Source organism: Chryseobacterium sp. S0630, from assembly GCF_024158915.1.
Classification (GTDB): Bacteria; Bacteroidota; Bacteroidia; order Flavobacteriales; family Weeksellaceae; genus Chryseobacterium.
This window is the reverse complement of sequence record NZ_JAMZGF010000005.1, coordinates 81285-93572: the sequence shown is the minus strand read 5'-3', so window position 1 is coordinate 93572 and position 12288 is coordinate 81285. Positions and strand designations below refer to the sequence as shown.

Here is a 12288-nt window from a genome sequence, read left to right as displayed (position 1 = left end):
AGATTTTTTTTAATGACCAGATTAAAATTTCATTCCCACTCCGGCAGAAATCCTTCCACCGTCTGAGCCATAAAAATAATTCAATCTTGCAGACATCATTTCCACAATACTCAGCCATACACCGGCACCGGCAGACTGATGCCATTTTCTGGAGTTTTCATTGTCATTCCATACACGGCCGATATCATATCCGATAAGAATTCCCATGTTTGCAGGAACAATATTATTTCTTACCCGTCCGAAATCCCATCGGATTTCCGAGTTATTGGTAAAATATGATCTTCCTGAAAATCTTTCATTTCTGAAGGCTCTCATTCCATTATTGCCTCCAATAGCTGCAGCCTGGTAGAATTCAAAATTATTATTATTGATCCACATCACATTGCTGGAATTGGCGAATACAAATGTTCCCTTTTTATCAATTCTGTGGTCAATGGCAAGTTTTCCTTTTACGGTAACAAAGTTTTTATTAAAATCAGAGAGTGTTGCTTTCCAGTCTGCATTCAACATAAACTCCAATCCAAGAGTAGGGAAGGCTGTATTATCTGCATTTTTATAGCCAAAGGTATAATTGGCTCCTACAAACTGCTGGCTGTTAAATACGCCAGGTCTTACATCCGGAGACTGATTGATGAAACGGTCAGCTTTTCTCTGTACTTTATTATCTTCAAAAGTCAGTTGAAACTGGTGGCTGAGATTCATCCAGCTCTTTTGAGAGATAGAAGGTGCGAAGTTAAACTTGGATATTCTGGCTCTGTTGTATTCTCTTTCCGTATCCTCTTTGTCATATTCACTTTCATTGGAAAGTCCAAAGAAGTTTTGAGAGAATCTCGGAGTCGTATAAAATGCATCAAGGTTGATATCCCAACCTGAGATTGCCTTTTTAAATACCCCTTTGTATGTAAGGCTAAATCCTGCAGTTGCTGTATAAAAATTAGCTTTTAAGCTATGTCTCTGAGTAAATGGGTCACGGATAAAATTATTCACCGTATAATTAGCCAGAACTCCTACAATAACACCATCATCCGGGTTGTAATCCAGGTTTGGATATCCGGCAACAGAATTATATTTAGGATGCTTATAATTATAGCTGTTGATATCATAATCATCCGTAATATTCTTTGTTGCATTGCCGTCATTATAGGTGTTTTTCTGAGATTTAAAATCATAAATCTTCACTTTTCTTCCATCTGCAACGTTATAGGTATCATGGTTATAGCCACCAATCAGTCTGATATTCATTTTAGGATTTCCGCTTCCTGTTACTACATAAGTATCATCATCTTCAAGTCCATAGATCCATAATTCTTTTGTTTTCGAATCATGATAGGTCTTTTCAAAAACCAGTTCATTCTGGTCTTTATTCTTACCCAGATAATATTGCTGTACAAGTACTGAATGTCCGTTTTTGGTGATGACAAACTTATCAGGGTTTACCGTTCCCGCCAAAGGAACTTTTTTCAGCAATACATCATAGTACTGAGCGGCATAGCTCTGAAGTTTTGTTTTTCTTATTTTCAGTTTTCTCTGGATTTCAGCAATCGTTTCATCCTGCACCTCTTTTGGAAGATTATGAAAAGCATCATCAATATCCGTATCCGTAAGATGTTCCTGAATATATTTTGCCTGGGTTTCCCACTCATTCTGGTCTGAGCCTTTTAAGAATACAAGATCCATTGGGTAAGGTTCCATGGCAAGCCATTTGACACTGCTGATGTCTTCTGTAAAGGTTTTCATATGGCGGATGGCCGGAACATTCATAATAATTCTGAAAGCTGCCCCGTCATATTTACTGAAAGCCTGATCCCTGTCTTTTGGAATGGGTTTATAGATCACTTTATCACCCTCATCATATTGCGCCCATTTCCATTGATCTGAGTGTCTGTCCCAGTCTCCGATAAGCATATCAAATAACCTTGCTCTGATGTAAGATTCTCTGTCTACAGAATATTTATTACTCTTGCTGAGGTTTTTTAATACATCATCTGTAGAAACAATATCTTTTGCATTATCGAGAGAAGCCAGTGTTTTCGGATCTGAAGAAAAACGTTCTTCAATCATATACATTTCATCTCCATAATTCTCATTATAGGTTCCCAAAGCCTTTTGTTTAGGAATATAATACAGTTTAGGATTACTGTGGAAAATGCCCAGTTTTTCAGACATATTTCCAATCGTAAATGGAGTAAACGGATGATTGGTGGTATAAAAATCAAGTAAGAATTTTTCAGGATAAGTATCTGCAAGTTCTTCTCCCAATGTGCTTTTCTGGAAAGCCATATTATTTAAGAAACGGATCGCGCTTTTTTTCACGCCACGCATCACGAATTCCTGTCCGTCTGCAGACTTCAATCGCAAACTGTTGGACTGGTTTCCTCCACCTTCTCTGAAAGGAATGTATCCACCATTCAATTCAGAAAGATTAGCTGTTGGAGCTTCAATGGGAATTCCGTAATATCTTCTGTAATGGTCTCCCCAAAGCCAACGGTAAAACTTTCTTTTTTCGGTAAGCGGTACCGGGTAAATGGTTGAAGAGAATGTTGCAGGAAAAGAATTAGGGAAATTATTAACAAACACATCCGGTTTGGAAATCACGGAAATATGAGTCAGTTTTTGAAGTTGAGCATCTTTAGTAGAAAAATACTCCACATCTGTACTTTCATCTTTTCTGAAATTTAAAACTGCAAAACCACTGCCTCCATAGGAAAAGTCTGTTTTTTCTACAATGGTAGAAGGATCTGTTTTAGAACCTGCGCCACTGATGATCTGTCTTAAGTTTCCATCTTCGTGATATTGCAGATTATGGTCATGGCCGGATACGAAAATAATATTTTCTTTATCCTGAACAATACTTTTCAATCTGTTGGCCAGATCTGCATAATGTTGATTGTTGATATCTTCAGGGCTGGCTCCTGATGAACTTCTTAATATATTGATTACACTTGCCACCACAGGTACAGGAACTTTACTCTTTAAGGGAAAGAGATGAGATTTTGCAGAATTAAAACCTGCATGTGTTCCACTACTGATGATGGGATGGTGTAGGGCAACAATTATTTTTTTACCCTGATTTTTAATGATTAGATCTTTAAACTCTGTGAAAAAATCTTCACGGGTTTTAATATTGCAGTTCTTGTTAATTCCCGGATGATTGTCCCAGTTTGTAATTACCCATTCCGTATCAATGGCGATAAGCTTAATATCTTTAGAAATATTGATATCGTCAATAGGACATCCGTTTTTGGGTAGAAATGCTTTTTTATCGTCAAGATATTTTTTTACCAGACTTTCCTGAGTATTCAATCCTTCCAGTCCACTGTACCAGTCATGATTTCCCGGAATTACAAGGGTTTTCCCTTTGAAATTTTTGGTAATGGCAAGCTGATTTTCCAGTTTCTGCTTAGCCAGTGGGTAATCTTTATCTGTTTCTTTAGGCATCCCATTGGGATAGATATTATCGCCCAGAAAGATCAGCATAGAGTTACTGTCAGCAGAATCCAGCTTACTTTTCAGTAAATTCAGTGTTTTTTGTGCCTGAGGTTCATCTGAGTTTCCAGCATCTCCAATCAGAAAGAGTTTAAAATCATTTTCAGATTTTATTTCGGAATCTTTTACTTCAAATAAGTTTTTGCCCTTTTGCACGTTATAGGTAGCACAGGAATAAAGGACTCCTGCGGACATTACCGTTCGAAGAACAATAGAAGTATTTTTTAGATGAGTTTTAAAGGATAAATTCATAAATTTACATTAACAAAATTTCAGGGATGAGCATTTTACAAAAAGCTAAAAATTATGTTGAAATCTTATTCAAAGATAAGTTATCTTCGGTATATTTTTATCATAATTTTATCCATACTGCCTATACTGTTAATAAGGCTGAGGAAATCATGAAAAACACTCCTGTTTCTGAAGAGGATCAGGAGAAGGTACTTGTTGCATTATGGTTTCATGATACAGGGTATATAGAATGTGCCCTGAACCATGAGGAAAGGAGTGTAGAGGTGATGAAAGCCTTTTTACACCAGGAAAACTATCCGGAAGACTATATTGCAGCCGTTGAAAAACTAATTTTGGCTACGAAAATACAGTATGAACCTCAGAATTTACTGGAAAAAATTGTAAAGGATGCAGACTTCAGCCATTTTGCGGGACATGATTACAGTGATATTTCCGATGCTTTGAGAAAAGAATGGGAGCTTACCAATGTAAGATGTTTTTCCAATGAAGAATGGAATGCCGGAAATCTGGACATGCTGAAAAATAAGCATACTTTTTATACGGATTACGCCAAAGAAAACTGGGAACCGCTGAAAAAGAAAAATATTAAAAAGATCGAGAAGAAGCTGGAAAAAGAAGAAGAGAAAAAAGAAAGTAAAAAGGAGGTTTCAGAAGGTAAAAAAGAAAAAGAAAAATCGGACAGAAGTGTGGATACTTTATTCAGAGTGACGCTGAATAACCATACAAGATTAAGTGATATTGCAGACAGCAAAGCCAATATTCTTTTATCGGTAAATGCCATTATTATTTCAGTTTGTCTTTCTGTATTGGTACCGAAACTGGATGCTCCTAAGAATTCGCATCTGATTCTTCCAAGCTTCATATTATTACTGTCTAGCGTACTGACAATCATATTTGCGATTTTATCCACAAAACCGAATGTCACAAAATCAACATTTACTTCTGAGGATATTACTAACAGAAAAGTAAACCTACTGTTCTTTGGGAACTTTCAGCAGATGTTATTTGACGATTATAACAATGCGATGAAAGACCTTATTAAAGACAGGGATTATATCTACGATTCTATGGTGAAAGATCTGTATTATCTTGGGAAAGTTCTTAACAGAAAATACAAGCTTTTATCCATTACCTATAAGATCTTTATGGCGGGGATTATTATTTCCGTTTTATCTTTCGGGGTGGCTTTTCTTAGTCTTTAATTAAAATATACACACAAATGATCGTCAGACAGCGTACCAATTGGCTGAAAATGTTATTTATATGGAGAGGTTCCGTATTAAAGAAAATTGTTGTTCAGCTTTCCATTATCACGCTGTTTTCCCTGGCTATCTATTTTTTCAAAGGGAGAATATTCGATTATAAAGTACATCTCAATCCTACCATTTTTACATTGATAGGATTGGCACTTGCTATATTTATGGGTTTCTGTAATTCTGCGAGCTATGACCGTTTCTGGGAAGGACGGAAACTCTGGGGATTACTTGTGATTGAGACCAGATCTCTCACAAGACAGATCTTATCCTTAGTAAATGATTCTTCTCCTGAAGCTAAAGAGGAAAAAGAAAGAATCATTAAGCTGATTTCTGCATTTTCCTGGTCACTGAACTTTCAGTTGAGAGATAAAACAGGGACAGAACATCTTGAGCGGTTGCTTTCTCCTGAACAATTGGAACAGGTGAAGCATAAAAAATTTATTCCCAGTATTATTCTTGGGTTTATCGCCGACTGGCTTAATGAACAGAATAAAAAAGGTAATATTGACACCATTGTGATGACTTCTATGGATCATCAGCTGAATCAGTTTTCTAATATTTCCGGAGGCTGCGAGAGAATTTATAATACTCCATTGCCTTTTGCTTATAGTGTTTTGCTGCATCGCACCGTTTATCTGTATTGTTTCTGGCTTCCTTTCGGGTTGGTAGATTCTTTGGGGTGGATGATGCCATTAATTGTTCTGCTGATCAGCTATACTTTTATTGCTCTTGATGCCATTATCCAGGAGATTGGAGAACCTTTCGGTGAAGAAGAAAACGACCTTGCCCTGAACAGCATCTGCCGCACGATTGAGTTTTCTATTTTTGAGCAGGCCGGAATTCCGCAAGGTGAATTGAAGAAGCCGGATACTTATTTTGTAGATTAGCACAAAATTTTTTCCTAGATTAGGTATTTCTGTTATTTATAAAAGAATTGTGGAAACCCGTAATGCTTCATAGTATTTTTTCTTTATATTGCTCATGCTTTTTTAAGTATTGAAACTTTAACTATTTTAAAAACACAAAATTATGACGAAAAAACTACTTTCATAGCTGCTGCTTATGATAGTCTTTAGCCTTGCAATACATTCCTGCAGGAATGATTATTTCCCAGATCAGCAGGAGAATCCTAATGACAGGAATGCTCTGCGGTATACTTACAAAAGAATTTCACTGGATGAAAGTAAGCACAAGACTAATCTTATTCCTGAGCTTAAAAAAGTCAATGAGAAATTTAAAACATTAGAAACCTATGTTTCAGGGAAAGCTGTAAAGTACAGTAATGGGGTTTCTGTAAATACAGATGATGTGATTTACATAGAACGAGGGCCTGATGTTCACAGTTATACTTTTCATCTTACAAGGGATAATGCTGCTGAGGATGCACCTTTGGAAAACCTTGTGCTAAGTCTACTTCCTGATGGGACTTACAAAGAACTTTTAATTACTTATCACTTTACCCTACAGGAAAAGCAAATTCTGGCCAATGGAGGCTCTGTGGATACAAAAGGAAAACTGACCGTAGAAGAACTTAATCCGGGAACTTACAATGGTGGATTAGTTGGGAAGTCAGATATCTCCTGTGAATGGGTAGAGGAATCCTATTATACTTCCTGCAGTGAAGGACAGCATTTCAATGGAGAGCTTCCAAAAACGCAAGGAGGTCCCTGTAAAGCAGATCAGCCTTCCACACGGGTAACAGTAGTTGTCCATAGATGTAAAGCTCTTCCAGCTACAACTGGATTGGGTGATGATGGAACTGGTGGAGGTGGTGGACCTTTTGGAGGATCAGGAGGAAATAATAATGGTACACCTACAATCCCTAATTTACCACTTCCTAGTGGACCTTGTAAAAAAATTATTACTGAAAATGCAAAAGCAAAAACCCTTTTAAATGAATCTGTAGTTGATTTACAAAATAATACAATGAAGTCAGGTATTTCTACTTCAACTGTTGAAAAAGCTTTTACTTTTGGTAAAAATCCTTCAGGTATTTATAAAGTTTCAAGTATCATTTTAGGAAGCTCTTCTGGGGCTAGTGTACCAATGCCTGCAACAAATCCTGATTTTGTTGTGGAAGGAGGTATACATAACCACACATCAGTAACTTATGATGTAGCTTCCCCTGGAGATATTTATTGGTTTTGGAAAGTTCATAATATTAATCCTAATTTTAATTATTACTATACTAATGGGGCTTATACAGGAGCAACTTACGTATATACGATCACAAATCCTACGGCTTTTGCTAATTTTACAACAACTTATCCCGAGCTTACTTATTTTGATATGACAAGTCAAAACTGGAATACATCAATGAATATTGGAAAAGACTTTAATTTAGTATATAATTATTTTTTTAGTGTTTCAAAAAAATCTGATGAAGAATCAATGGAACTTGCAACAGCTTTTGTAATAGGAAAATATGGAATGGGAATTGGTATAAGTAAAAAAGATAGTTCGGGTAATTTTAGCCCAATTTATGTGAAAGAATTACCTGATCCAACAGACCCAACAAAAATAATATATAAAGAAACAATAGACTGCAATTTAAAATAATTACCAATGAAAAAAATATCAAAAATATTATTAATGATTACTTTTTGTCTATTCATTAAAAGTTTTGCTCAACTAGATACGTTGAATTATTTAAAGCAATTTGAAGTTAATAAAACAAGTTATATAGGGAAGCCTTTTTCTAAGTTATTAAATGATATGACACAAATTCAACCTAAAACGGTTTGGCCTGTCCCAAATTTTAGAACTAAATATTATAATTTTTCAACTGATTTTAATTTTTGTGATAAAGAAGCTTCTTTTCATAATGTAGTTACTTTATCAATAGAATGGGAAACTCCAATTTTAAGACATGAAACCAGATATTTCCAAGAATTAAATAATGCCTTATTCACCAATGAAGAAAGAAATTTTTATGGAAGTAAAATCATAAAAGGGATAAAAGTATATCGTTAATGATGAAGAAATTAATGTTGATTTACTCAATTCTTTTTCTATCCAAAGTATCTTCGCAAGAGATTAAAGGAGTAGCACATACTAGAAAAGTTATTAAAAATGATACGTTACACTCTGTAAAATCAGAAGCACTAATTCATTATATTTCAACATTAGAGAATATAAAAATACTTCCATCTACATCAGAAGAAAGAAAAGCAATTGATTCATTAAAATCAGAAGCTGTAACATCTCTGGAAAAATGCCAGAAAATAAATGGGAACTGTATTGATGATATAGAGCTGTTTGAGCCTAATTATGCAGGTTTTAAGACCGGAATAGACAATTTTCGCAAAATCTTATTTGAAAAATTTAAGGTTCAGGCAAATGCACAGAAAGGAGAAAACAGACTTCGCGTAACAATAGGAAAACAAAATGCGATTGAAAAAATTGATTTCATAAAGTATACAGATGAAGCTTCAAAGAAAGAAATAGAACGTTTATTTCAATCAAAAGAACTTGACAACTGGTATTCTGCTAAAGTTTATAAATATCCTGTAAAACAGGAATTTGAAATCAGTATTTTTATTGAAGAGAAAAGATAAATAATCATCCGGGATGTATATTCCGGATTTTTTTATTCCTGCGGAAGCGTAAAAGAAACCCTCAACGCCAGCAATCCTGTAATTCCCTGAAGATCCTCTACTTTTAAAAATTCTATGTCATGTTGTAAAACTCCCTTTTTCTGAAGTTTTGAAATGTAGTCAAGGTATTCCTTTTGATTTTCCATTCCGAAATAGACGATGGTGATTTTTCCGGGTGCAGTGATGCGTTCAGAAGAATCTTTGACATGCGCCTTGTCCAGACGTTTTTTGATAATTTCATAATAGGAATTGTAGGCTCCGTCTACATCGAAGCGTTTTTCATCCATTCTGAAACGGATGTCTATTTTTTCATTATACACAAAGATCAGCGAAGCGATATCCAGCTGTACAGGAAGATATTTTTTGAACGACTGAAATTCAAGTTCCATTTTACAGATGGTCTTTAGCTGCCAGTACCTCAGTTTGTGAACAACTTTTGATGTATAATGAAGCTCAGGAGAGATGGCCGTACCAATGTACAGATTATGTTCCACACCGTCAGATTTGAATCTTTCATAGTAATGTGGGAAAATTTCCTGTGCTTTTACCTGGCTTTCGTCCAGCATATCTGCCAGTTTTCGGTTGACCAGAGTGATAGAATCATCAAGGTTTTTCCTGTGGTGATAAAACAGATCTGTAGAAGTAAAGATGTGTGAAAAATAGTCTTTGATTTTAGTTTTTATTTCTCTTGAGGTTCTTACTTCCAGTTTACCCTGGAGGAAAGGATGAATTTCTTCCCTTAATAATCTCTGGAAACGTTGTTCTGTATCCGCTTTGATCTCATTGTTGATCTCATTCTCAAAAACATCCAGCGCCAGTACAAATTTTTCTGAATCGGAATTGGTGAGTACCAAAACCTCATTCAGCCATTCAATTTGTTGATTAAGATCCTGCAGCATCAGATTAAAACGTTTTTCAGAAGAAGAACGGATATCTGAAACCCCAAACAAAGGAGTCAGATTTTTAAATGCAATCTGCTTTAAAGTATATATTTTTTTTCCAAGCGATGCTGTAAAATATTTTTCAGCTTCATTTCTGAATTTCCACACCACGCTGTCGTGGATGGTTGTATATTCACGCTGAATAATAGCTTCTATCTGATAGTTTTTCTCAAAGTAAAATCTATTCAGAGAGAAAAGAACCATATCGGTGAAAAACTCCAGTTTTTTAAGCTTTAAACCATTGAAACTTCCGGCAATAGGAGAGGTGAATTCCATGATAGCAAGGAGCTCACCATCTTTCATGATAGGAATTACCATGAAACTGTTCACATTATTATCCTTTAAAATACTGAAGGAAGGAAGCAGCTTGACATTCTCGTCCAGGTTGTTTACATTGGAAACAACTACAGGCTTTGAATTATGATTTAAATTATTAAAAGTACTCTTACGAGTTTCTTCATCAAATGCATTGATCCAGAAATCCAGGATATGATTCGTAAGAAGACTCTCATAAATCGGGAGCTTATCCAGTTTCTGTTCCTTTTTATTGAAAGTCATCAGCCCAAAACTTAGCTCAGGAACATCAAAGTAAGATTTGAAAATTTCTGTGAGATTTTCGTTGGGATTCATATTTTCCGGATCAATTTCAATCATGCTTGATTTCAGATCAGAAAGGGCAACTTCAGAGGTACAGTCTACCAGTGAAATAATGGTAAATCCTTTCAATATCCAGGATTGAGATGGGAAATATTTCTTCCAAAGCTTAAAGTCATCAAGATTTTCCAGCAGCATATCCAGAACATCATCAGACGGAATTTTGGCATCTTCTGTAGGAGTAATTTCTGTAAAATCTGAATTGACCGTAATTTTATAATGCTTCATGATTCCCTGCTTATTGGGAATATCATAATAAAACGGGATGGTACTTTTAATATCTTTTTTGAAGTAGCTCTGAAGAATCAGACAGCAACAGAATACATAAAATTCATTATCTGAAATATTCCTGAGTTCTATTTCGAAGTCTTTTCCTGCGTCTTTCAGAATATCTTTAAACCTTTCGGTATAGTTGAAAGTAATGTTGGAAAGCGGAATACTTGCTGCTTTTATTTCGTTTCTGGTGAGGCCTGTTGGAAAAAGATCAGCAAGAAGTAGTCTGATGAGGTCTTCATGTTTTTCAAGAAGGGTAGTGTCATTAAAACCTTCTCTAAGTTCTTTAAAATTTCTGGTGCTCTCTAGTAAAGACTCTGCATAATTGACCCTGTATTCCAATCTGTCATTATACCGGATATGTTCCAGAACATCCAAATATTTTTTGAATGATATATAAACCTGAAAGGGAGAGTCTTTTTTATAGAGATTAGCCAAGAGCTGAAAAATTTAAAGTAAAGTTATGAAAAAATCACTATTTATACATTTGTTATTAATTATTGAAAATAGCCTTTTCTTTCGCTTTATTTTTGTTTTATAGTAAAATTCTTAAAAAGAATATTGAATTTAGTGAATCTCTGTTTCTTTTTATAAATATGTCTGAGCTTTTTTTAAATAGTAATCTAGTTTTAATAAAATAATAGCTTCCATTGACTATAGAAAAGCTTTATAGTTAAAAATGTTGACAATGGTGAAAAGAAAGAAAAATCGTCTAAATGTTATTACCAAAATATATTTTATTACGTATTAATCATTCTTTATTCTACTTTTATGAATATAGCCTTGTTTTCCATCCTTTGTTTCCACAAGCCACCAATCTCCACTTTGATCTAAAACCTTTATCTGTTCACCTGATTTTATTTTTTGTAAAACTTCAGAAGATGTATTTTTATCTTTTCTTAGATTGGTATATCCATCAGGATCACTAATTATTTTACTGTCTTCCTGACCATTGAATATTTCTAAGTTTTCACAAAATGTTTTTAATCTTTCATTACCATAAAAACTGTTGTGTTCTAACTTTCTAATGAATTCTTTGTTTTTATTGATAAAACTCTGAACATCTCCAATATCACCTACATTTAATGATTTCTCACATAAAAAAGCAATGCTTTTATCACATTCTGCATAGTCGAATTGATTTTTATACATCATATTCAGGATTTCTCCCAATGAGTCGTAGCCGTTTCCTTCCTTTGCTTCAGAAAGTATCTCTTTGGTTTTGCCTTTATAAACAATCTGTTCAATATCATTCACTATGCCGTTTCTAAGTACAAATTGTTGATTTTTATTTTTTCTTCCGAAAATTAATTCGTGGAAAGATGTTATGTTTGAAAAATCAAAATCTTTTAGAGCAAAACTTACAAGATCTTTATCTTCATTATATCCGTAATATAAAACCAGATCTTTTGCAAGATAAGGATCTCTCATTTTCAGGATTTTTAACGCCGTTTTATCTTTATAAATAATAAATTTATTATACTGATATAAAATATCTGGCGTGATAGAATATTTAGCATCTGAATCGCTATCCTGTATTAGTATGTAAGCTTTATTTTTAATAGCAATTTCCGGAAAATCTGACATTCTTAGGGCGACAATCCTATTGGTATATTCATCAATATTTACCCCGTAAACTTCTGATATTCTTTTGGAAAATAATTCAGAATCAGGAAATTTATAATTGAAGTTTTCTAAAGATTTAGCTCCGTAATTGATAATATCTGGTGAAAGATTATCATAATTGAACTTAGTGTTATCACCTTCTTCAACCAGGTTATAGGGAGCTTTATTTTGTGAATTCATTTGTTTGTTCGTTTTATTTTGTCC

8 protein-coding genes are annotated in these 12288 nt (G+C 34.4%); 5 read left to right on the top strand and 3 right to left on the bottom strand.

The window, feature by feature from the left end; translation table 11 throughout:
* Nucleotides 1–21 precede the first annotated feature (21 nt).
* Complete coding sequence (locus NK356_RS03700; protein WP_253316274.1) at nucleotides 22–3738, bottom strand: metallophosphoesterase; 3717 nt, start codon at nucleotides 3736–3738, stop codon at nucleotides 22–24.
* A gap of 26 nt (nucleotides 3739–3764) precedes the next feature.
* On the opposite strand from NK356_RS03700, the gene NK356_RS03695 reads away from it, so the two are divergent.
* From NK356_RS03695 to NK356_RS03675, 5 genes are all read left to right on the top strand, one after another.
* Nucleotides 3765–4940, top strand: a complete 1176-nt coding sequence (locus NK356_RS03695; protein ID WP_253316273.1) for a Pycsar system effector family protein — start codon at nucleotides 3765–3767, stop codon at nucleotides 4938–4940.
* A gap of 17 nt (nucleotides 4941–4957) precedes the next feature.
* Nucleotides 4958–5881 (top strand): bestrophin family protein, encoded by a 924-nt coding sequence (locus tag NK356_RS03690; RefSeq protein ID WP_253316272.1) that lies wholly within the window; start codon nucleotides 4958–4960, stop codon nucleotides 5879–5881.
* Nucleotides 5882–6056: 175 nt separating this feature from the next.
* A complete protein-coding gene (locus NK356_RS03685) occupies nucleotides 6057–7553 on the top strand; it encodes a hypothetical protein (RefSeq protein ID WP_253316271.1) in 1497 nt (498 codons plus the stop codon).
* A 6-nt stretch (nucleotides 7554–7559) separates the two neighbouring features.
* Nucleotides 7560–7967 carry a hypothetical protein gene (locus NK356_RS03680; RefSeq protein WP_034693401.1) on the top strand — a complete coding sequence of 136 codons (408 nt, stop codon included), beginning with the start codon at nucleotides 7560–7562 and terminating at the stop codon, nucleotides 7965–7967.
* A complete protein-coding gene (locus NK356_RS03675; protein WP_034693403.1) occupies nucleotides 7967–8551 on the top strand; it encodes a hypothetical protein in 585 nt (194 codons plus the stop codon). The genes NK356_RS03680 and NK356_RS03675 overlap by 1 nt, the downstream gene beginning before the upstream one ends.
* Before the next feature lie 32 nt (nucleotides 8552–8583).
* Here the strand turns inward: NK356_RS03675 and NK356_RS03670 are convergent, their stop codons facing one another.
* Nucleotides 8584–10896: a GAF domain-containing protein gene (locus NK356_RS03670; RefSeq protein WP_253316270.1), complete on the bottom strand. Its 2313-nt coding sequence runs from the start codon at nucleotides 10894–10896 to the stop codon at nucleotides 8584–8586.
* Nucleotides 10897–11205: 309 nt separating this feature from the next.
* Complete coding sequence (locus tag NK356_RS03665; protein WP_253316269.1) at nucleotides 11206–12264, bottom strand: SH3 domain-containing protein; 1059 nt, start codon at nucleotides 12262–12264, stop codon at nucleotides 11206–11208.
* Nucleotides 12265–12288 lie beyond the last annotated feature (24 nt).